Here is a 20,592-nt window from a genome sequence, read left to right as displayed (position 1 = left end):
CTCTCTAACCAAAGCCTCTGTTACTGTGACTTTTTAGTTGAGTTCTATATGCACATAACATCATCCGAAAAAAGAAAAAGCGACTTACTAAAGAAAGCCTTTTTATGGCTCATTGTCTTCGATTACCTTTTATTGGCGTTTTTCTTAACTCAGCTATCAAGTATGACACTAAACAGCGGAACCATGATCAGCTTGTTACTTGTTGTTTATAACGTCTTACTTGTTTCGCTATGTTTTCAACGAACCAACAAGCAGGACTCTTACATTATCTACCCTGTTTTGTCCGCAACGTTATTAGCATTTGTCTGCTTTCTTTACTTCTTTTTTTTAATTTAGCTCCCCGACTCGACCATTGATTTTATTTTTACTGCTTTTTCGAAGTGGTCGAGCTGATGAGTCTGAATCCACCACGTAGCCGCTTCCATCAACAGCTCTGGGTCGTCATTTTTATTAGCGAAAAACGCATAAAATGAGAGACCAACCAATTCACCTTTACTCGCGATCTTTTTGTCACAGATCTCTATAATTTTGTCTCTCAGCGAAGCTCTCATTTCTAATCCCTTAACCTAGTACATACTCACTAACCATACGGTTGAAAGAAATCAAATCAAACGAGCCTTTAATTTCAAAACGCACTCTTCCCACCTCACTCATGAAGAACTCGATTTCACAATCCAAATCAAAAGTACCAGAGGTCTCGATAGAAAATGCATTGATCTTACTGTAAGGCAAAGAAGTGTAATCCACTTTTGAGCCGGTAATCCCTTGCACATTTGCCGCTATCACTCGCTTGTTCGTAAACACCACTTGGTCACGAACTGTTTTAAAAGCAGCGAAAATAGTCTCACCATCAATCAAGAACTTAAGGAAGTCTTCTCTGGCACTAGAAACGTCAATCGGCTTAAGCTTAAATACAGAGGAATTGTCGAAATCAATCATAATTAATCCTTTGAGTGGGCGTTAGAACGAATTATCAACGTATCAGATAGCACCACTTTTGCCTACTCGCAACGCACGTTTCTGCTTGATTCGCCCAACAACGAAGCGTCACTCACTTCCACCCTTGCATCCATTGCTCAGAGTCTTTTAGGTCTTGCCAGTTCATCTCTCGGTCGCGTTTACTCATGACTGCCTCGATGACACATCTCACAACGTTACCATCTTCATCTAGTTCTATTTCCGTCACAACAAAATGCTTCTCTTTGTTTTTAGGTGAAATTGCCGTCCATTTACTGTGCAATAGTTTCTTAGGGTGGATTCTGTTCATCGCATTGTACCAATTTAACTACCATGTTGATGTATACGACTGAATACCAAGAGAGAATCAGATTTTGTTTTTGCAAACCGACAAAAGATAAAACCGCAAAAGAGATCACTCCCTTTCGCGGCTCTAACTACAATCCGACTAGGTCTTCTGACCATTCAGTCGAGGGTTTAAGTACTGACTTTGTAGCAACTGTAACCCTTTACCGACCAGAACAATCACTACCGCGCCAATCAGGACAGGCGTGAAGAGAAAACTCCATCCCTGCCCAGACGCCATGATCAAAATTGGATTTGCACCCGCAGGTGGATGAGTGGTCTTCGTAATCAGCATCGCAGACACACCTAGCCCCGTCGCAATCGCGAGCGTGACCGGCGTAACGTCAACATACTGGCTAAACGCAATACCGATAGATGCCGTAATGAAGTGACCAATGATCACGTTTTTGGGTTGAGCAAGAGGGCTGCCTGGCACCCCAAACACCAGTACTGCGGTAGCACCAAATGGTGCCATCAGGAGTACAACCTCCGTCAGTGATACCTCTGCGTAGGACAATACGCCAATAGCCAACGTAGCGCCAAGCCCCGCGACCAAAGATAAAATTAAATTATTCATAAACACCTCAAAAGTAGACCGAATTGTCTACAAAATAAAATAGACAAATCTGTCTACCTTTGTCAATATGTGTTTATGGAACTTTTTGAGGACGTAGTTATGAACAAAAAGAAACAGTTATTGATCGACACAGCTTTGTCACTGTTTTACAAACAAGGCATCAACTCTATTGGCATCAATGAAGTCCTCAATGTTTCCGGCGTGGCTAAACGCACGCTATATAACCATTTTGAGAGCAAAGAAGCGCTTATCATCGCCGCATTAGAACAACGCCACCAAATATTTATGGAATGGTTGGAGGAAAAGCTTTCTTTAGCACAAACGTGCGCGGAGGTGATCGATCAGTTATTTACTGCACTCAACGGCTGGTTTCATGGCTCTGAAGAAAAGTTGGGCGAGTTTCGCGGTTGCTTTTTCATCAATACGTCCGCGGAGTTCAGTGACGACAGTGGCGAGATCGCAACGTATTGCCGCTACCATAAGCAGCAAGTCAGAGAGCTAATTCAACGCTATCTCAAATCAGACAACGCTGCATTACTTGATGCCATTTGCATCATGAAAGAGGGCGCGATCACTACCGCTTACATGACGAAAGAGTACGACAACGTCACGAAGAAATGCGTGACCATTTTGCACACGCTTTAATGCGTTCAGGTATAGTCATTTGCGAATTAAGTATTCAAACCAAAGGCACCAATCGGTGCCTTTCGTTTTAGTTAGTGAGTGTACTTACAGCTCGTGCTCGGTACGAGCAATGATATCGTCTTGAGCATCTGGTGATAGCGCGGTGAAAAACGCTGAGTAGCCTGCAACTCGCACGACAAGATCACGATATTGCTCTGGGTTCTTCTTCGCAGCTAGCAAGGTCTCACGAGAGACGATGTTGTACTGCACGTGCCAACCTTTGTGGTGGTTGAAGAAGGTACGAATCAACATAGAAAGCTTGAGCTTATCCCCTTCAGACTCAACCGCTGCCGGGCTTAACTTCTGGTTAAGCAGCACGCCACCAAGGATCTTATTCGCTTGGATCTTACCGATCGAGTTGTACACAGCTGTTGGGCCTAAACGGTCTGAGCCAGATGACGGGCTTGCACCTTCTGCCAATGGCGTTTTCGCTTTACGACCATCTGGCGTTGCCATGGTTGAAGCACCGAATGGGACGTTTGCCGAGATACTTGATGTACCTGCGTAGTAACCGCCGCCAATTGGACCACGCCCATGACGCGTATTAACGAACTGCTCTAGCTCATCAATGTACACTTGGTACGCGTCTGCCAGTAGTTGATCTACCGCGTCATCATCGTTACCGTATTTTGGTGCAAAGTTGATAAGACGTTGGCGAAGTTGTTCGTTCTCCATGCCGTCGAAATCTTCAGCCAATGCTTTTGCTAGCTCTGGCTGAGTGATTTGCGCATCATCGAAAACAAGGTGCTTGATGGCTGCTAGGCTATTACCTAAGTTTGCGATACCGACTTGTAAGCCAGATACCCAATCGTATTTCGCACCACCCTCTTTCACGGTTTTACCGCGAGCCAAACAGTCATCCACCAGCGTTGAACAGAAGATGTCTTGTGCCTGCTGTTCAAGCACACTGTCCACTACCGTATCAATCTCAATCGATTTACGGGTGTAGTAGCGGATTTGCTCTGCCCAAGAAGCCGTCACTTGCTCAAAGTTCTCAAAGTTACCTTTAGTTAATGACTTATCGTGAGGCAAGAAAGCTTTACCCGTTGTTGCATCCACACCTTCGTTCAATGAAGCGAGCAGGATACGAGCGAAGTTAATGAAGCTCATGCCCGTACAACGGTAACCCCATTTGCCGGGAACCGCCGTCTCGATACAGCCGATAGATGCGTAGTTGTACGCGTCTTCTTTCTCTACGCCAAGCTTGATGAATTCAGGAATAACAATCTCATCGTTGTTGAACGCTGGCATACCGAAGCCGCATTTAATCACTTCGATACAACCCATTAAGAACTCTTGGTTCAAACCTTCGTGGTAACGCACACTCAAGTTAGGTTGCGTCGAACGCAACTGACCACAAGATTCGAGAATCGCCCAAGAAAGAGGATTTACTGCGTCTTCTGGCTCCCCCTTTTCATTCAACTTCTGACCGCCGATACACACGTTTTGATACAACGGAGAACCTGCGGAGGCTTTTGAGTGCGCGCCAGAGCGAATCTTGTTTACTTCAAGCAACTTCAACCAGCAGCTTTGTAGCAACTCTAGTGCAAAGTCTTTTTCAATCGCGCCGTTTTCGATATCGCGAACATAAAACTCGTTGAGGAATTGGTCCATACGACCGAAAGAAACCGAGTGACCGTTCGATTCGATTTGTAGCATCAATTGAACAAAGTAGCTCAATTGCAGTGCTTGCCAGAAGTTTTCTGGCGCGTGGCTCGCGACATGACGACAGTTTGCTGCAATGCTTTCTAACTCAGCTTTGCGCAGCGGGCGCGTCTCTTCTGACGCCATTTTTGCCGCCAATTCAGCGTAGCTCACCATGTGTTCTTGAATCGCAAGCAATACGATTTCAACTGATTTATAGAACTGCTCTTTCTTCAAGCCTTCAAAGGTCGAAACATCATTTTTAGCACGGTGCTGACGAACATCCTCTAGCAAGCCGTTCATGCCTAGCTTCAAGATTTTCTCGTTATCCACCGCAAGGTGCGCGTCACCCGAAGTCATGTTGCCTTCAGCTTTAATGATGGTGCTGGCTAAGATTTCTTGCTGCTCATCAGTGAATAAGCCATAACAACGGTCTTGAACGGTTTTACCGCGCCAGTACGGTGTGATGCTGTGAATGCTTTGCTTATCTTCTTCAGTGACAGCAAAGCCTGCACCAGGGCGGTCAGCTAGCTCATCAATTTCTGCTTCAATCCAACGTACAGTGTATTCTGGGAAAATAGGCGCAGCGCGCACTTTGCTCGCTTGGTTACCGACGATTAACTCATCGTGCTTAATCCAAATCGTACGAGTGCGTAAGTGCTCTTGCAGTGCTAGCGCACGTTGGACAATTACAGGTTTGTCTTCGTTCGCTTGATAAGCACGAGTGTATGCCTCTGCACGCTCGGTACAGACAGGTGGCGTTACGATATTTACCAGTGCCGATTTGTGCGCTTTGATACGCTCAGGAAGGTAATTCAGGTCCATAGTTAACCTCTTACAATCACGTTAAGTTGGGTGTTTTCGCTTGCGTATTGCATGGCGCTTTCTAGCAGTTCTGGTTTGTTTAATGGCTTATCAGAACACTCGTAAGGCATATCGAGCAAACGGTATTTATTGATGCCGAGCGTGTGGTACGGCAGCAAGTGAAGTTCTTGGCAGCTTTCTAGTGAAGCCGCAAAATCGATGATGTCTTTCAACTCTTCGATGGTGTCATTGAACCCCGGCACAACGGGAACGCGAATCACAATGCGTTTCGCGATAGGTGCCAGTTTTCGGAAATTGTCTTTGATGCGTTTTAGTGAACCTTTCGCCCAGCTAAGAAACTTTTCTTCGTCGGTGTGTTTTAAATCCGCCAACCAGCAATCAATATGCGGCGCGGCTTTTTCGACGTTCTTCCACGGCACATGCATGCACGATTCAATAGCGGTAGAGACTTGGTTGTCATGCAGACGCTGTGCGAGTTCTGCCACCAAATCCGCTTGCATGAGTGGCTCACCACCGGAGAAGGTCACACCACCTTGGCTTTGGTCATAGAAAGGTTTGTCTTTCATTAAGGTGTCGAACAACATGTCTGATTTCGCCTCTTCACCGCAGACAGTCAGTGCTTGCGTAGGACAGACGTCTCGCAGCGCGATCAGTTGGTCTTCTTTGATGGCTTTGCGATTGATGATGATCTGGTTGTCGATTCGTTGAATACCATCACCCACCGTTTCGCTACCCGCTGTGGGTTGAGTTGTGGCTTGATAAGCAGAAACGCACAGCTGGCAACCTTCCATACAGCTTCGCTGATCAAATAAGAGTGAATGCTTTTCGCTGCGGCTTTCTGGGTTTTGACACCAAGGGCAAGACAAGCTGCATCCTTTAAGAAAAAGAATGGAACGAATGCCATCGCCATCATGGGTAGAGAATCGTTGAATATTGAAATACATCTCTGCTTGCCTCTTGGTCTGTGCTACCACTGTGTACTTAATCCGTTTCTTGCTGGTTAAGTCTTATCAGCGGCTTTTCTTTGTTCGAACTGAAAACTTCATTTGAGCCTTTATAAGTTCCACTTAACTTTCATTTAATGAAATTATTATAGTTTCAAATGAAATTTCAATTGATCAAAATCAAGATCTCGTTCGATTGTCAGATCTATAGTGATCCCATCATCAAAACGAAGATTTTGTTTAAGGTAGAAACCATGATTGAACTTTATTTAGATACTGCTGATGTGGCAGAAGTAAAACGCTTTAACCAGTGCCTACCGCTAAAAGGCGTGACGACAAACCCAAGCATTTTGGCGAAGTCAAAACAGGGACTGAATGAAACCCTAGCAGGCATGCAAGAAGCACTTGGCGGTACACCTCGCTTTCACGCTCAAGTCGTGAGTTCAACCGTCGAAGGTATGGTGGCAGAAGCGCGCCAACTGAATGAATTGCCTTACGATATGGTGGTAAAAGTGCCAGCAACAGAAACCGGCTTAGCAGCAATTAAGCTAATGAAAAAAGAGGGAATTCAGGTTCTTGCCACCGCTATCTATTCTGCTCAACAAGGTTTCCTGGCGGCACTGTGCGGTGCAGACTATCTAGCACCTTACGTAAACCGCATTGATGCGATGAACGGCAACGGTGTTGAAGTGGTCGCGGATCTTCAATTGTTGCTCGATCAAAACCAACTACCAGCGAAGATTTTGGCAGCCAGCTTCAAGAACACTCAACAAGCGATGGAAGTGATGAAACTGGGCATCGAAGCCATTACATTGCCAACCGATGTGGCGGCACAAATGTTCGCTCACCCAGCAGTAAAACCGGCGGTTGAGCAGTTCGATAAAGACTGGAAAGAGACGTTCGGCGAGAAACTTTCATTTGAAAGCTAATTAAAAGTAGCAGCTAGACGTCTCAATGAATAATAAAGGGAGTCTTAACTCACCTGTGCGCCGGTGAGTTAAGATTCCCTTTTGTATTTCAGATAGAGAAGTAGCGCTACAGTAGTTCTCTATTGGTCAGTGACCAAAGGTACACGCGCTTGAGTAAACTGATTTTGATCCTTTTACGAATACCTCGTTTGGAATGGCGGAGTCGGTTTGGTAGCGCAATGGCTTTCATCTCGGTTTTCATTGCTTTTCCATCCAACAACACAGTAGACCTCCGATGCTATAAGCCAGCAGATCTTTCCAATCAAATGTGGCGCCCAAAATTACAGCCAGAGGCGATGAAGGTTCGATACCAAGCCAAGCTACGACCTGAAGCAATTGCCCCAACTCGACAGCAAACGCAATCAACACCACCAGTGAAACCAGCCAGTTAACGGGCATGGAGAACAAGCTTGCAAGAAAGTAGTAGAGCCAAACCACAACCAGAACATCACCAAATGTCGGACGAATAAAGCTGTCTCGAATATAGAGCGCAATAACGACCAATGCGATAAAACACACCAAGCTTTTCAGTCCATTTTTTGCAGAAAATCGCAGGTGGATAGCGCACGTTTCTTCCACCATATCGCTTGGCTGACCAGTGAGAGTTGCTCGCTTAAATATCTTCATGATTCGCCTTTGCACTTTCTTCTTCTTTCTTATTTCGCGCGTACCAATCGATGTTGCGTGTAATGACCATAGTGAAGCTCAAAATCGCGAAACACAGTAATGTCCCCATAACCAATGCGTAGCTTTCTGCTTGTAGCAAGCCAAACAGTAATCCGTAGAGAGTGAGCAAACACACTCCGAATATCGCGCCGTGTTTGGTGTTGCTCAACATACCGCTCACGTACACACTTAAAAGCCCCGTCGATGCGACTGCCGACACCACATATGCCCAGTTAAAGCCCAGATGTTCACTCATCGAAATCAACAACAGATAGAAAAGCGCTAAAGCCAGACCAATAAAACCGTATTGCACAGGGTGAACCGGACGCGCTTGGAACAGCTCCAGTAAGAAGAAACTCGCAAACACTAATGTGATAACCAATAGTGAATAGTTCACAGCTCGGTGGGATTTCAAATAGTGGTCCACGGGATCAATCAAATCTACGCCCATTTGTCGCTGTTCAAGCTCGTGACAAGCGTGATTCGATGACAAACAGCTTTGGAACAGCTGCGCGATATTGGTAGAGAAGTTATTGCTCGCCCATTGTGCATTAAATCCATCCTCAGAGACTTCTGATGACACCGGTAAGTAATCACCGATAAAGCTTGGATGTGCCCAAGTTGAAGAGAGTTCAACCGTTGTTTGACTGCCGATTGGTGTGACTTGAAGCTGCCCCATCCCTTGTAGCAAGAAGTTAAGATCGAATGCCAAAGGTTGTGCTGGGTTTAGGTCTGCAAGTGTCAGATCACTGTGGAAGCCTTGTGGTAACTGATTTAACCCCGTTCCCGGTACGACTTCGATATCAGAGCTCGCCATGGTCATGTCATCCAAACGAATCAATCCACGGCTGTCTTCAATGCCAACGACTAGGCTCATGTTGTCAATATCAAGCCCCTGCAATGCCGTGAGATCGTCTGCATCGAAAGTGCCTTTCAGTGCCACTTGTGCTTTGTATAAACGCGCGCGGTAAATGCCTCGGTACTTTTCAAAACTGTCCAGATTCGCGCTCATATCAAAAGTGCTAGGTAGGAGGAATTTACGACGCTCTTTAATCTGTACTTTGTCATCTCGGTAACTGGTTTCGGTGTAGTTAACCATGATGAATGGACCAATGATGCGCTGTTCGCCGCTGCTGCTGCGTGCGATGTCGTTTCTGACTTCATCTTGGCGATATGAGCGTTCTGAGATCAGCCCTGTGACCATTGAAAGCGGGATTTGCAGTAAGACAAACAAAAACAGCACGAAGGCGAACTTCGTGCCGAGTCGGTTATTGAGGATCTTTTTCATGTTTCATTCTCCATTTGCTGATGGAAGTAATCTAAATCAGCAATTTGGAGAACGAATGGAGCTAATGTGGAGTTTCTATGGAGTTGGTAAAATCAGGGTCACTTTCACGCCAGAATCGACGTTTTCGACTTGTAACTGACCTTTGTGCAGCTTGATCACTTGCTCAACAAAATTCAGCCCGAGCCCAGTGCTCTTAACGCCATTTTCCCGAGCGAGGGAGTAGAAGCGTTCCGTCAAACGCGACATCGCGTAGTCGGGAATGTGAGGACCTGAATTGAAAATCGACAGGCACATTTTCTCTTTCGCGACCTCAGCTTTCCATTCAATGCATCCCTCCGAATCAACAAAATCCAGCGCATTGTCCATCAAGTTAAAAACGGCTTGTTTCAGTAAGAAGGCATCACCAAGCACGGTGAAATGTTCATCAATTTGAGTGTTGGCAATCACAGACTTAGCACTCAAACGCGCATCCGCCGATTCAACCACTTCATTGACCATTTGTTTTAGCGAGATAGCTTCGACTTGTTCTAGTTCAGGGCGCTTTTCAAGACGAGCCAGTTCTAGCAGCTTATCAATCAATGACTGCATGCGATCGCTTTCTCGCTCAATGTTGCCAGCAAAGCGTGTGACCTTTTCTTCAGGCAACGGCATTTGCAATATTTCACTCGCGCCTTTAATCGCTGATAACGGACTTTTCAGCTCATGAGTCAGCGTCTGTACGTACTCTTCCACATATTGTTTGCCATCGAGCTGATTGCGCATTTTCTCTAATGCGTCGCTTAGCGTGCCGTACTCGTAAAAAATACGAAATGTTGGCTTAGAGACCTTTTCACCCTCACCCATTTTGGTCGCGTAGTCTTCTAGCTTGTTCAGTGCCGAGTGAATTCGCCAGGCAAACAATGCCCCTGCCAATAGCACTAAACCACTCATCCACACCATCCAAAACAACACATTGCGTTTAGAAAGATCGATGAAGGGTTGTACTGAGCGATTGGATTTTGCCACCGTCACACTGCCGATGATTTCGCCTTTGTGATAAATGGGCGCAGCAACATGCATAACGGTTGAGAGCGGATCTTTCGGGTCTTCGATGGTACTGCGCGCGCCGTATTGACCACGCAACGTGAGATACACATCATTCCATTGCGAGTAGTCTTTGCCTACGTCTTGCTGCCAAGAATCCGCAATCACAATCCCTTGTTTATCGGTAATGTAAATTCGATGGTTAATCGCTTTTTTGCCAATTTCCCAAATGCGCGCTTGAGGCTCTCGCTGCCCATAAGCCGCTAGTAGTTTGGAGAAGCGACTTTCAGACAACTTTCCGTTCGCAACATCTTCTTCTGCCAATACTGCAAGCAAGTTCGCCATATCCACCAGCGTCTCTTCGGTGGTTTGACGCACGGTTGGCTTAAGTTCTTGGACGACCGTTTTGCTCACCATGTAAGCCGTCATTCCGACTAAGATGAAGTAGAGAAAAAACAGTCTGAGTCCAAGAGGGATCTTCGGCCAGCGATTCATCATTCACCTTTAATGCAGTAAAAGTAACCAAAGCCACGCTTGGTACAGATGCGTTCAGACATCTCAAACGGCTTCAACTTATGGCGAATGGCTTTGATGTGGGTATCAATATTGCGCTCGTACGCAGCTTCCGGCGCCATGTCAGCAGCGACCATAAGTTGCTCTCGGCTCAATACATTGGAAGAGACAGAAATCAGTTTATCGAGAATCTTAAATTCGACCGCAGTTAACCCAAGCATTTGCCCGCCAACACCGTAGTCGAAGTTCTGCGCAACTAAATCATGGTTCAAATGAGGTTGTTCTGGAACAGCTACAGGCTCTGGTTTGTCCTCCATCATTGGCGCTTTAGCTTTGATTCGAAGTTTAATGCGAGCCAACATTTCGCGCGGGCTAAATGGCTTAGTCACGTAATCATCCGCGCCAATTTCCAAACCGACTACGCGATCAATTTCATCGCTTCTTGCGGTGAGAAAGATTATGGGAATATCAGAAAACTCACGGATGGTTTTGCATAATTCAAAACCATTGCCATCCGGTAAGCCTACGTCTAAGACAAGTAACGCTGCGGAGTTGTGCTGCAAAAAAGCTAAGCCCTCTCCTGCTGTTGTAAACCACTCTGCGTGGTAGCCATCCATCTCTAATACATGAATCAGGTTCTCTGCGATAGCAGATTCATCCTCGATAATAAGGACGGTGGGTTGTTCGCTCAATGTCTTAGCCTCATTGACGGTGTTTATCTTTATGTTGGTATTATCACTTAATTTGGGGCCAAGGCTAGTGGATTGATGCAGCAAAGGCGCAGTTCGTGGATAATACTAATCAAACACACTTCTATTCAGCATAATAAATTTATCACTTAGATTAATGAGTCACCACAATTGTGAATACAATGATTTCAACCATTGATATGAACAGTGTTCATTTTAAACTCAAGTTATCAATTCGATTTTATTTAAAGGACAGTCACTGATGAAAAGAGCGCTAATCCCCCTGGCTTTACTGACTTTGCTCTCAGGTTGTGCCAGCATGTCTCCGGATGAGTGCAGAACGGCAAACTGGTACAACGTAGGTTATCAAGATGGCCGAGATGGCAACGATCCAAACATTATCAATAGCTATACCGAAGACTGTGGTGAAGCGGGTGTGACACCCGACCGAGCGAAATGGAAAGAAGGCTTTGATAAAGGCACTATCCAATATTGCTCACCAGACAATGGGTACACTGTCGGTATCGAAGGCAAAGAATATTACGGTGTATGCAGCAGCAAAGAGTTTATTGAGAACTACCAGTTAGGTCATCAAGAATATCAACGCCAGCAACGCATCCAACAAATCGATACTGAAATCTCGGTCATCGATAATCAGCTTGATGGCAATCCAGACAAAGATAATGCCAAGAGACTGAAAGAGAAGAGAAAGCGATTGGCTGACGAGCGTTCAAGCCTCTTGTCGCCAACCATCAACTTGAATCTGAATTTCTAAATCGATTGGATTTAGCTTCTAAAAATTCATGGCCCTAGCTCAGTTCTAGGGTCATGAATTGACTGTTCGGATCGAGTTCGTAATCCCCGAACGGCTCGCAGTACACAAAGCCATGCTTTTCATACAACAGGCGCGCTGGTTTAAAAAACTCCATCGAGCCCGTTTCTAAACTCAAGCGCTGCAAACCTTTTTGCTTCGCTTGCTCAATCACATGAATCAATAATTGAGATGCCACACCTTGGTTTCTTGCCGTAGGCGTGGTGCGCATGGATTTCAGCTCCGCGTGTTGGTCATCCAACTCTTTAATCGCCGCACACCCAAGCAGTTGCTCACCTTTCCATCCGGTCCAAAATGTCACTTCTGGCGCTTTGAGCTTATCTAAATCTAACGCATGCACGCTTTCTGGTGGTGACGTGGCGTACATGTCCTGTAAATGTCCTTCCAACAGCGCTATCACTTGCGACCGTTCTAAATTGTCGATTTCAATCCTCATCTTTCCATCCTTGGTTTTTCATAGCTAAAGCGGCTGTCTCATAATGTGCTGCGGTCCAACAGGGCCGCCGTGGTAAAGCTCATTGGTATCTTCAAACCCTGATTTTAAATAGCACTGATAAGCAGGTATGTTGCGGCAATTCACAGTGAGATAAAGCGCATCAAATTCGGGATAATGGCGTTTGGCGAAATTGGCAAACTGTTGAATTGCTCGCTTGGCGATGCCTTTGCCTTGATGACGGTGATCCACCAGCAAAGCACGCACGCCTAAACTGTTTTTCGGGCAAAAATCGTATTTCTCGCTGTAAGCAGCATCAAATAGAAAAAAGCCAACCACGTCATCGTCCGCCAGAATCAGATGCGGAAGCTCTGTGGGTTCAAGACGTGTAAGCATTTCACCCACATCCGCGACCGTAAACTGCGATTGCTCTTCTAGCACGCTAAGTTCGCAAGTGTGTTCATGTCGCTCAGGCGAATACTTTTCAATAGTAATCATAATCTTCCTTGTTGTTTTTATGCTCAATTCATACAGGGTATGTCGTAAATAGAAATACCTAGTGTCGTATTTCCCACTCGCAGGCAAACGTTTAGCACTCTATTATCCTCGCCATTCGATAGAGAGGTTTCCATGTCCCGTTTTTTACTTTGTAGTTTTGCACTCGTTTTACTCTACCCTACTGCCATTGATTTGTATCTTGTTGGTTTGCCTCAAATTGCGTCAGATCTCAACGCCAGTGAATCTCAGTTGCATATTGCGTTTTCGATCTATTTAGCTGGCATGGCTACCACCATGTTATTCGCGGGGAAAATTGCAGACTCTGTGGGACGAAAGCCTGTTGCCGTCGTCGGCGCGATGATCTTCGTGCTCGCGTCTTTTCTCGGCGGAATGGCTGAACAACCAAACGCTTTCTTGATTGCTCGCTTTTGCCAAGGCATCGGTGCTGGATCTTGCTATGTCGTCGCGTTCGCGATTTTACGCGACACGTTAGACGATGAACGCCGCTCGAAAGTATTGTCGATGCTCAATGGCATCACCTGTATCATTCCAGTGATCGCACCCGTGATTGGTCACTTGATTATGCTGAAATTTCCTTGGCCGAGTTTGTTTACCACGATGGCAGGAATGGGCATTCTCGTCAGTGTATTGGCCATTTTTGTTCTCAAGGAATCACTACCCAGCCAACAATGTGAAGAACAGACAACGCCAGAGAGCCATCAAGAGACTTTCTTCGAGCGATTTTTTATCAGTAGGCTGATCATTACTGCACTTGGAGTGACCACCATCCTGACCTTTGTTAACGCTTCACCAATTGTTGTGATGAGTATGCTTGGTTTTGATCGCGGTGGCTATTCTTCCATCATGGCGGGGACTGCGACGATCAGTATGTTGATTTCGTTCTCGGCGCCATTGGCATTGGGGATTTTCAAGCAGCGAACCTTAATGATGAGCTCTCAAGGATTGCTCGTTTGTTCAGCCATCGTGCTCAGTGCAGCCCATTTCCATGATGGACAACCTTTTTACTATGTTTTCGGACTTGGGCTGATTTGCGCAGGCTTCTCGATTGGCTTTGGCGTGGCCATGAGTCAAGCGCTCAGCCCATTCTCTCAACAAGCTGGCGTGGCAAGCTCGTTACAGGGCATTGCTCAAGTTTGTAGTTCCGCGTTCTATATTTGGTTTATGGGTTTCATCGGCGTTACTGCACTGAATATGTTGGTGTTTATCTTAGTGCTAGGTAGCGTAATCAGCCTTGCTCTAATACTATTGATTCCAAAGCCTGTTCACGATACCCATTATGAAGAAATCCCTAGCGCGACTTGATTTAAACTTACTGTTCACTCTGCAATTATTGTTGCAAGAGCAAAGCGTCTCGAAAGCCTCGAAAAAGCTGAACGTTACGCCCTCTACCGTAAGTAAGTCGCTCAACAAACTTCGTCATTGGTTCGATGATCCTTTGTTTGTCAAAACACCTAAAGGTCTTGCGCCAACGCCCTTGGCGCAAAGCATGGAGCAAGATCTTGCAGAATGGCTGCAAATTGGCTGCCAGATTGCAGAAAAACGCAGCGATATTACGCCTAAAGGAGTGCGTTTTGATATCACGATTGAGTCGCCATTAGTGCTCACAGTGCTGGACAGACTCATCGTCGCTATCCACCAGCGATACCCTGAAGCGAAAGTAAAAACCAGTAACTGGGATTACGATTCACTCGACGCCATCATTCGAGGCGAGGCGGATATCGGTTTTACCGGCCGAGAAAGTCACCCGAGATCGAAAGAGTCGTTGGATCTTCTGCCGTATTTCTTGGATTTTGAGATTCTATTTTATGACCTGCCGATGGTGTATTTACATAAAGATCATCCGGCATTACAGCAAGAGTGGAATCTCGAGACCTTTCTGAGCTACCAACACATCAATATTGTTTGGGAAAAAAGTGAAACTTGGGCGTTGGATGAAGTATTAACGGAACTAGGGCTACAGCGCTCTATCGGGCTGACGATGTCCAACTTTGAGCAATCCCTTTTTATGGCAGCGCAGCCGACGCATGGCATGATCACCACCGCGCCGCACTATTGCAAAAGCTACACAGAAAAGCTGCATCTCGATTTGGTGTGCTTGCCAATTCCGTTAGACCAAACTCAACAAGACAAGTTACTGATTCCATTTACCATGATTTGGCATAAACGCAATGCGTACAACCCCAAATTGCTATGGTTGAAAAACACCATTAAGTCATTGTACAAACAACCTTCCCAACCACAGTAAGACTCAGGCTAAGGTCAGGTTTTCTCTGGTTATTTTTAATGACTTTCTTGCTCTGATAGCTATAACTAATCACTTTATCAACTAATAAAAATGTTCTTTTGGATCTACACTAGCTGTTCATTTACACGCTAAGGATCAAGGATGTCGACCTTCTTACTCACTGCTATTGCAATGCTGGCGTTCGCTGCCAATTCATTATTGTGCCGACTTGCCTTGGCAGAAGGGTTAATTGATGCAGGAAGCTTCACGCTCGTTCGATTGATATCTGGCGCGATTACCTTAATCGCAATGCTTGTCGTGAGAGGTCAGTGGAAAACCGATCGGCCAACTTCTCGCTTTCGCTTTTTTGCTGGCGTGGCGTTATTTGGTTACGCAGCCCTTTTCTCCTTCGCGTACTTACAACTGGCGACAGGAACTGGTGCTTTGCTTTTGTTTGGTGCCGTGCAACTTACATTACTGGCGATCTATTGGTTGCAAGGTGAGCGCTTTCAGTTTCTCGAAATCATCGGTATCGGCCTTTCGATTGTTGGCTTTGTTTGGTTAATGTTGCCATCTGCCACTCGCCCCGACACCAGTTCTGCACTTCTCATGTTGATTTCTGGCGTTTGTTGGGCTGCGTTTACTGCGCTCGGTAAACAAGCGCCTTCTCCAAGTAGTGGCATCACGTGGGGATTCATCGCTGCATCAATAATTGGCGTGCTCCTTTCGCCATTAATCTTGTCCTCAATCCACCTTTCTTGGAGCGGAGTGTTGCTCGCTATCGCATCTGGTGCCATTGCCTCTGGCCTTGGTTATACACTTTGGTACCAAGTCGTACGTAAGCTCTCTTTGCTTCAAGCCGCCGTCAGCCAACTTTCTGTGCCAGCCATTGCTTTGCTACTCGGCAGCATCGTACTCCACGAGCCTCTTTCACTGCATACTCTTTCAACCAGCGGCATCATTCTTGGTGGGATCGCTTTGGTTTTTTTATCTCGATCCAAAAAAACAAACGAACAATCAGCAAGCCGATAAAAAGTAATAACTTTCCCTCTCAAATACCCATTCATCATCTATGCTTTTTAAAGCAGTAAAGCTCATTGCAGATGGTATAAGTGGTCTGCTTTGGTACCAGGCGAAGAATATAAGGTGAGCATTGGCTCACACAATGCAACGATTTTGTTTCAAAAGTGAGAATCATCACAGATCGCGAATTTGCTCGTTTTAGGCGTTTCACCAATAACGCCAAGGGCTAGCACGAGATCAAGCCAAATACGCACTTTTTGTTTTGACAAAGGGTTTACAAAGCACACTTTTTCACCCGCTATATTCCGCCCCCCGAATTTATTCAGAACAAGATTCTGATTATTCATATAAGAAATTCATCAACTTATAACGATAAGCCTGAGCAAACTTTGACACTATGAACGACAAAATAAAATTCGCTATTAAAGTATCGCTTAGCCTGACTCTGGCTTATCTGATCCCGTTTGCCATGGGTTGGCCGCAAGCATCGACGGCCGCAACTACTGTAATGCTGATTGCATCGACAGGCAGTCGTCGAGAATCACTCGCCAAAGGTACCTTACGCGTGTTAGGTACATTGGTTGGTGCCGTGGTTGGCTTGTTACTTGTGGGGTTGTTTGCTCAAGACCGCTTGCTGTACATGCTGAGCGTGTCGGTTGTGGTCTCATTCATTTTTTACTTCCGTAATGCCTATCAAAAAGATCCAACGCTACTCATGCTGACCGGCGTGATGACACTGATGATGTCCAATGGCGGTGACGCAGAAGGTGCGTTTCTATATGGCGTTGACCGCGCCTACATGACGGTGTTTGGGGTGGTGGTTTACACACTCGTGGGGACTTTCTTATTCCCGACCAAAACAGAACAAAACCTAAGACAGCTCATCGAACAACTCAACCAAGCACAACGCGCGTTGTTCACCTCTATCTTGCAAAATTTCGAGCAAAAATCGGCAGGGCAAATCTCTCCTCAAGAAGGCGGAGAAGAAAATCCAGAAGCGGAAGAGCCACAACCTCCTAGCGTGGACACTCTCATCGAACAGATGTTTGCCGCTCAAAATGCGCTCGAACAGCGTTTTGCCACGGTCAGTGTGGAATGCAGTGACGTGTCGGCCTACATGAAAGAGTGGCGCTTGGCAGTTCATTTGAACAAGCAGGTAACGCAACAATTGACCGTCGCGGCGCACAGCCACTTTAGCCACCAGCAAGACCGTGAAAGCATCAGCAACTTTGATCAAGCCGTGGCGGAAATTGACGCGCTATTTGATACTTGCCAACAAGTCTGGGACAAAAAAGAACCCGCTTATCGTGCTCAGGAATTCAAAGTCAAATACAACCAAGCGTTGCTAGAAGACGCAGCTCACCTAGAGAAAGGCTCTGCGCTTACGCTTGGTCACCTGTTGGAGCTGATGCATCAAAACTTGTCGCGTTTAGCGGAGAGCATTAGCTGTATTGACTCTGTGACGAACAATGTCTCCTTTGACGTGCCACTGCCGAAACCGAAAAGCAAGTTTCTATGGTGGGACGCAGAAAACTTTAAAACTGCGGTCAAAACCTTTGTTACCTATTGGGTTGCAGGACTGATTTGGATTTATTTCAATCCACCAGGCGGCTACTCATTCGTGGTCTTCTCGACCATGTTTATGTCTTTGCTGTCGTTCGTGCCTGTGCACCCGATATTGTTACTTGTGCTGTTCACTTTCGGCTTCTTGTTCGCGGTGCCTTCTTACGTCTTCATTCTTCCGCAATTGGATCTCGGGTTAGAACTTGGCCTGTTCATCTTTATCTACACCTTTATCGGCTTTTATCTGTTTAACGGGCCAGTGACGATTTTCTATATGATTGGCTTGTTTGTTCTTGGTTTAGACAACAACATGTTTTATCACTTCGGGATCCTCATGACGATCATGCTGTTATTCTACATGGTGGTGTTCATGATTATTTTCGCGCACTACTTCCCGTTTAGCTCACGACCAGAACACCTCTTTTTGACCATAAAAGAACGCTACTTCCGACATACCCGAGAGCTGTTCACTACCTATCAACAGCAGTCCAGCTCGGTTATTACGCCGCTCAAACGGGCCTTGCACTTGGTGACGCTCAATGTCTCATCGAAAAAGCTCAAAGTCTGGGGTTCGAAAATCAACCACAAACACTTTGATAAAACCACGCCAGAAGCGATTGGCGCGTTTAGCAAAGCGTGTGATGTACTCAGTAATCACATCAACATCTTAATGGCCGCCGAGAAAAAGTTGATGACCAATCCACTAATTACTCAGCTTCGCCAACAGCACCGCGATTCCATCATTCCTTTGATGGCGGGCGCTTTAGCCAGCCATCAAGCAACACAAGAACTCGACTCCGTATTCGACCAATACAGTCAAGATTACCAAACATTCGAAGATAAACTGGAAGATTTTTTTAGTGAGTTGGATTTATCTGACTACGCTTATTCAGAGATAGCCGGTTTTTATATCTTGCTGAATTTAAAACGGAACGTGTTCGAAGCAATCAAGCATTGCAAGCAAACCTACGAGGATATCGATTGGGTGAACTTACAACAGAAGCGTTTTTAAAGGTGGGGATATGATGCTTCCAAAACTAACCAAACCAAGCCTCGCCATACTTTCTTTGCTCGGACTCAGTGCGTGTACCACGGTAGGACCAGATTATGTTCATCCAAAGCAGGCGCCACTGCCAAGTGACTGGTCGGTGCAAAAAGCAGCCAAAGATACGCAGCAATCAGAGCAACAGCTACAACAATGGTGGCAGCAATTTAATGACTCGACTCTTAATCAGCTGGTTGAGTTGGCGAGCAAACAAAACCTCGATTTAGAAGCCGCAGGGCTACGAATTGTCCAAGCACGTTCATTGCTTGGTATTTCGACGGGCTTGCAATACCCACAAGTTCAAACCGTGTCAGGAAACCTAGCGCGTGCCTACGTAAATGATCAGGGCGTGAATAACGCCACTTTGTCGTTTGATGCTGCTTGGGAAATGGATGTTTGGGGCAAGTATGCTCGCGGTATTGAGTCGGCAGAAGCGGGTTACTACGCATCCATCGCATCGTATCACGACATCATGGTCACCATAACCGCCGAAGTGGCGCGCAATTACATCAACTATCGCACATTCCAAGAACGTATTTTGCTGTCTCGCCGCAACATAGAGATTCAAGAGCGTGTCGTACGTATTACTCAGGTGCAGTTCGACTCTGGCAACGTTACAGAATTGGACGTTCAACAAGCTAAAAACCAACTCTACACCACCAAAGCAGCGTTACCGAGCCTCGAAGTGGCAATGAAGCAATCACGTACTGTGTTGGCTTTGCTACTGGGTCTGTTACCAGAAGAAGTAGATCGACTGCTACAGTCGGATGGGATGCACAAGCAAATCGCTGAGTACGAAGCCCAGTTCAAATCGACGGGCAGAAAATCGGCGCTATCGGGTACCGACGAGCGTTCCATTGTGCCACGTCCACCGCTTTTGGATACGCAAGTGAATGCTAACTTAGTGATGCGACGTCCGGATTTGCAAGTCTCTGAGATGCAAGCTCGCGCGCAAAGTGCGCAGATTGGCGTGGCAGAAACCGCTCTGTACCCAAGCTTTTCGTTGTTCGGTTCCATCGGTATCGACAGTACGGTTCCCGATGGTAGCAGTTTCAGTTTTAGCGATTCGCTCACCATGGTGGTTGGCCCAACGTTCAGTTGGAATATTTTTCAATACGGACGCGTGAAAAATAATATTCGTTTCGAAGATGCTCGCTTCCAAGAAACGCTGACGAACTACAACAAAAAGGTACTGCAAGCCGTTAATGAAGTCACCAATGCAATCGAAGCGTATGACCTGTATTTGCAGCAAAAAGATTTACGCTTGCAATCGGTCAACTCTTCCATTCGTGCGTTCAACATATCCATGACACAGTACGAAAACGGACAAATTTCATTCGAACGTCTGCTTAACTCGGTAGAAAAAATGACCCGCGCAGAAGACAGCTACGCAACGATCAAAGGTAATGTTGCGAACCAAGTTGTCGCGCTCTACAAAGCCCTCGGTGGAGGCTGGCAAACCCAAACAGGCAAACCCTTCCTCAGTGAATCTATTGCCAAGCAAATGACAGAACGAACTGACTGGGATGGTTATTTAAATGAAGAAAACCGCGTATTGCCGCCTTTGCGACTCGAAACTCCGGCTGAGACCAGTGATGAAAACAAAACGGAGGATCGGTAATGCCTCATGAACTCTCTTGGGGAGACGTTTACTTTTCTCCTACGCTACTCGTGCTCTTTCTCGCCGTCACGGCCACGTGGATAACGGTGATGATATTGAACAAGACACGTTTGTCTCGCTTCATCGCTTTTCCGTCTCTGACGTTTATTGCCATCATGGTCGGTTATGTGGTGGCCATCGACAGCTTTTACATTCAATTTTAGGTGCCA

22 protein-coding genes are annotated in these 20,592 nt (G+C 46.0%); 10 read left to right on the top strand and 12 right to left on the bottom strand.

Features of this window, described 5'->3' with window-relative positions; translation table 11 throughout:
- The first annotated feature begins 48 nt into the window (after positions 1–48).
- Positions 49–336: a hypothetical protein gene (locus R7127_RS16350; RefSeq protein WP_005375002.1), complete on the top strand. Its 288-nt coding sequence runs from the start codon at positions 49–51 to the stop codon at positions 334–336.
- Here R7127_RS16350 and R7127_RS16345 read toward each other — a convergent pair.
- The 4 genes from R7127_RS16345 to R7127_RS16330 form a co-directional block, all read right to left on the bottom strand.
- A complete protein-coding gene (locus R7127_RS16345; protein ID WP_065275490.1) occupies positions 333–551 on the bottom strand; it encodes a DUF6500 family protein in 219 nt (72 codons plus the stop codon). The two genes, R7127_RS16350 and R7127_RS16345, sit on opposite strands and share 4 nt — an antisense overlap.
- 10 nt (positions 552–561) lie before the next feature.
- Complete coding sequence (locus R7127_RS16340; protein ID WP_086047234.1) at positions 562–939, bottom strand: PH domain-containing protein; 378 nt, start codon at positions 937–939, stop codon at positions 562–564.
- A 112-nt stretch (positions 940–1,051) separates the two neighbouring features.
- Positions 1,052–1,267 carry a TIGR02450 family Trp-rich protein gene (locus R7127_RS16335; RefSeq protein WP_053350022.1) on the bottom strand — a complete coding sequence of 72 codons (216 nt, stop codon included), beginning with the start codon at positions 1,265–1,267 and terminating at the stop codon, positions 1,052–1,054.
- Between the two features lie 138 nt (positions 1,268–1,405).
- Positions 1,406–1,879, bottom strand: coding sequence for an HPP family protein (locus tag R7127_RS16330; RefSeq protein ID WP_005386883.1), 474 nt, complete (start codon positions 1,877–1,879; stop codon positions 1,406–1,408).
- Positions 1,880–1,978: 99 nt separating this feature from the next.
- Here R7127_RS16330 and R7127_RS16325 point away from each other — a divergent pair, with 99 nt between their 5' ends.
- Positions 1,979–2,524 carry a TetR/AcrR family transcriptional regulator gene (locus tag R7127_RS16325; protein ID WP_161441614.1) on the top strand — a complete coding sequence of 182 codons (546 nt, stop codon included), beginning with the start codon at positions 1,979–1,981 and terminating at the stop codon, positions 2,522–2,524.
- Between the two features lie 84 nt (positions 2,525–2,608).
- Here the strand turns inward: R7127_RS16325 and R7127_RS16320 are convergent, their stop codons facing one another.
- Together R7127_RS16320 and R7127_RS16315 are read right to left on the bottom strand one after the other, a co-directional pair.
- Entirely contained in the window at positions 2,609–5,032 is a 2,424-nt protein-coding gene (locus R7127_RS16320) for a formate C-acetyltransferase/glycerol dehydratase family glycyl radical enzyme (RefSeq protein WP_172563930.1), read from the bottom strand.
- Positions 5,033–5,034: 2 nt separating this feature from the next.
- A complete protein-coding gene (locus R7127_RS16315; protein WP_114320775.1) occupies positions 5,035–5,976 on the bottom strand; it encodes a glycyl-radical enzyme activating protein in 942 nt (313 codons plus the stop codon).
- Positions 5,977–6,230: 254 nt separating this feature from the next.
- On the opposite strand from R7127_RS16315, the gene R7127_RS16310 reads away from it, so the two are divergent.
- On the top strand, positions 6,231–6,905 hold the full coding sequence (locus R7127_RS16310; RefSeq protein ID WP_027726626.1) for a fructose-6-phosphate aldolase: 675 nt from the start codon (positions 6,231–6,233) through the stop codon (positions 6,903–6,905).
- A 237-nt stretch (positions 6,906–7,142) separates the two neighbouring features.
- Here the strand turns inward: R7127_RS16310 and R7127_RS16305 are convergent, their stop codons facing one another.
- The 4 genes from R7127_RS16305 to R7127_RS16290 form a co-directional block, all read right to left on the bottom strand.
- Positions 7,143–7,571, bottom strand: coding sequence for a DUF2809 domain-containing protein (locus tag R7127_RS16305; RefSeq protein ID WP_033906692.1), 429 nt, complete (start codon positions 7,569–7,571; stop codon positions 7,143–7,145).
- On the bottom strand, positions 7,558–8,898 hold the full coding sequence (gene creD, locus R7127_RS16300) for a cell envelope integrity protein CreD (protein WP_318148461.1): 1,341 nt from the start codon (positions 8,896–8,898) through the stop codon (positions 7,558–7,560). Before creD ends, R7127_RS16305 begins: the two co-directional genes overlap by 14 nt.
- A gap of 75 nt (positions 8,899–8,973) precedes the next feature.
- Complete coding sequence (gene creC, locus R7127_RS16295) at positions 8,974–10,416, bottom strand: two-component system sensor histidine kinase CreC (protein WP_172563966.1); 1,443 nt, start codon at positions 10,414–10,416, stop codon at positions 8,974–8,976.
- Positions 10,416–11,126, bottom strand: a complete 711-nt coding sequence (locus tag R7127_RS16290) for a response regulator (RefSeq protein WP_053307945.1) — start codon at positions 11,124–11,126, stop codon at positions 10,416–10,418. The genes creC and R7127_RS16290 overlap by 1 nt, the downstream gene beginning before the upstream one ends.
- 259 nt (positions 11,127–11,385) lie before the next feature.
- On the opposite strand from R7127_RS16290, the gene R7127_RS16285 reads away from it, so the two are divergent.
- The gene (locus R7127_RS16285; protein ID WP_172563932.1) at positions 11,386–11,898 is read left to right on the top strand and encodes a DUF2799 domain-containing protein; all 513 of its coding nucleotides are present in this window, start codon (positions 11,386–11,388) and stop codon (positions 11,896–11,898) included.
- A gap of 34 nt (positions 11,899–11,932) precedes the next feature.
- On the opposite strand, the gene R7127_RS16280 is transcribed toward R7127_RS16285, so the two are convergent.
- Both R7127_RS16280 and R7127_RS16275 read right to left on the bottom strand, forming a co-directional pair.
- Positions 11,933–12,391, bottom strand: coding sequence for a GNAT family N-acetyltransferase (locus tag R7127_RS16280; protein ID WP_053303884.1), 459 nt, complete (start codon positions 12,389–12,391; stop codon positions 11,933–11,935).
- A gap of 24 nt (positions 12,392–12,415) precedes the next feature.
- The gene (locus R7127_RS16275; RefSeq protein ID WP_017634420.1) at positions 12,416–12,886 is read right to left on the bottom strand and encodes a GNAT family N-acetyltransferase; all 471 of its coding nucleotides are present in this window, start codon (positions 12,884–12,886) and stop codon (positions 12,416–12,418) included.
- 132 nt (positions 12,887–13,018) lie between these two features.
- On the opposite strand from R7127_RS16275, the gene R7127_RS16270 reads away from it, so the two are divergent.
- From R7127_RS16270 to R7127_RS16245, 6 genes are all read left to right on the top strand, one after another.
- On the top strand, positions 13,019–14,209 hold the full coding sequence (locus tag R7127_RS16270; RefSeq protein WP_318148460.1) for an MFS transporter: 1,191 nt from the start codon (positions 13,019–13,021) through the stop codon (positions 14,207–14,209).
- Entirely contained in the window at positions 14,184–15,152 is a 969-nt protein-coding gene (gene yidZ / locus R7127_RS16265; RefSeq protein ID WP_206971276.1) for an HTH-type transcriptional regulator YidZ, read from the top strand. The genes R7127_RS16270 and yidZ overlap by 26 nt, the downstream gene beginning before the upstream one ends.
- A gap of 141 nt (positions 15,153–15,293) precedes the next feature.
- Positions 15,294–16,163 carry a DMT family transporter gene (locus R7127_RS16260; protein ID WP_176311346.1) on the top strand — a complete coding sequence of 290 codons (870 nt, stop codon included), beginning with the start codon at positions 15,294–15,296 and terminating at the stop codon, positions 16,161–16,163.
- Between the two features lie 388 nt (positions 16,164–16,551).
- Entirely contained in the window at positions 16,552–18,729 is a 2,178-nt protein-coding gene (locus R7127_RS16255) for an FUSC family protein (protein WP_318142799.1), read from the top strand.
- A 10-nt stretch (positions 18,730–18,739) separates the two neighbouring features.
- Positions 18,740–20,383: a TolC family protein gene (locus tag R7127_RS16250; protein WP_149192488.1), complete on the top strand. Its 1,644-nt coding sequence runs from the start codon at positions 18,740–18,742 to the stop codon at positions 20,381–20,383.
- A complete protein-coding gene (locus R7127_RS16245) occupies positions 20,383–20,586 on the top strand; it encodes a DUF1656 domain-containing protein (protein ID WP_005374946.1) in 204 nt (67 codons plus the stop codon). Before R7127_RS16250 ends, R7127_RS16245 begins: the two co-directional genes overlap by 1 nt.
- The last annotated feature ends 6 nt before the right edge of the window (positions 20,587–20,592 follow it).

Origin of the sequence: Vibrio sp. 1159 (genome assembly GCF_033340395.1) — a bacterium.
GTDB classification, from domain to species: domain Bacteria; phylum Pseudomonadota; class Gammaproteobacteria; order Enterobacterales; family Vibrionaceae; genus Vibrio; species Vibrio alginolyticus.
This window is presented reverse-complemented; position numbering and strand designations above follow the sequence as displayed.

Excerpts from the sequence above, each read along its gene's own strand:
- R7127_RS16280 (WP_053303884.1), bottom strand. The coding sequence starts at position 12,391 with ATGAGGATTGAAATCGACAATTTAGAACGGTCGCAAGTGATAGCGCTG.
- R7127_RS16255 (WP_318142799.1), top strand. The coding sequence starts at position 16,552 with ATGAACGACAAAATAAAATTCGCTATTAAAGTATCGCTTAGCCTGACT.
- R7127_RS16275 (WP_017634420.1), bottom strand. The coding sequence starts at position 12,886 with ATGATTACTATTGAAAAGTATTCGCCTGAGCGACATGAACACACTTGC.
- creC (WP_172563966.1), bottom strand. The coding sequence starts at position 10,416 with ATGAATCGCTGGCCGAAGATCCCTCTTGGACTCAGACTGTTTTTTCTC.
- R7127_RS16320 (WP_172563930.1), bottom strand. The coding sequence starts at position 5,032 with ATGGACCTGAATTACCTTCCTGAGCGTATCAAAGCGCACAAATCGGCA.
- R7127_RS16260 (WP_176311346.1), top strand. The coding sequence starts at position 15,294 with ATGTCGACCTTCTTACTCACTGCTATTGCAATGCTGGCGTTCGCTGCC.
- R7127_RS16330 (WP_005386883.1), bottom strand. The coding sequence starts at position 1,879 with ATGAATAATTTAATTTTATCTTTGGTCGCGGGGCTTGGCGCTACGTTG.
- R7127_RS16345 (WP_065275490.1), bottom strand. The coding sequence starts at position 551 with ATGAGAGCTTCGCTGAGAGACAAAATTATAGAGATCTGTGACAAAAAG.
- R7127_RS16250 (WP_149192488.1), top strand. The coding sequence starts at position 18,740 with ATGATGCTTCCAAAACTAACCAAACCAAGCCTCGCCATACTTTCTTTG.
- R7127_RS16310 (WP_027726626.1), top strand. The coding sequence starts at position 6,231 with ATGATTGAACTTTATTTAGATACTGCTGATGTGGCAGAAGTAAAACGC.
- R7127_RS16285 (WP_172563932.1), top strand. The coding sequence starts at position 11,386 with ATGAAAAGAGCGCTAATCCCCCTGGCTTTACTGACTTTGCTCTCAGGT.
- R7127_RS16350 (WP_005375002.1), top strand. The coding sequence starts at position 49 with ATGCACATAACATCATCCGAAAAAAGAAAAAGCGACTTACTAAAGAAA.
- R7127_RS16270 (WP_318148460.1), top strand. The coding sequence starts at position 13,019 with ATGTCCCGTTTTTTACTTTGTAGTTTTGCACTCGTTTTACTCTACCCT.
- R7127_RS16305 (WP_033906692.1), bottom strand. The coding sequence starts at position 7,571 with ATGAAGATATTTAAGCGAGCAACTCTCACTGGTCAGCCAAGCGATATG.
- R7127_RS16340 (WP_086047234.1), bottom strand. The coding sequence starts at position 939 with ATGATTGATTTCGACAATTCCTCTGTATTTAAGCTTAAGCCGATTGAC.
- R7127_RS16315 (WP_114320775.1), bottom strand. The coding sequence starts at position 5,976 with ATGTATTTCAATATTCAACGATTCTCTACCCATGATGGCGATGGCATT.
- R7127_RS16325 (WP_161441614.1), top strand. The coding sequence starts at position 1,979 with ATGAACAAAAAGAAACAGTTATTGATCGACACAGCTTTGTCACTGTTT.
- yidZ (WP_206971276.1), top strand. The coding sequence starts at position 14,184 with ATGAAGAAATCCCTAGCGCGACTTGATTTAAACTTACTGTTCACTCTG.
- R7127_RS16335 (WP_053350022.1), bottom strand. The coding sequence starts at position 1,267 with ATGAACAGAATCCACCCTAAGAAACTATTGCACAGTAAATGGACGGCA.
- R7127_RS16245 (WP_005374946.1), top strand. The coding sequence starts at position 20,383 with ATGCCTCATGAACTCTCTTGGGGAGACGTTTACTTTTCTCCTACGCTA.
- creD (WP_318148461.1), bottom strand. The coding sequence starts at position 8,898 with ATGAAAAAGATCCTCAATAACCGACTCGGCACGAAGTTCGCCTTCGTG.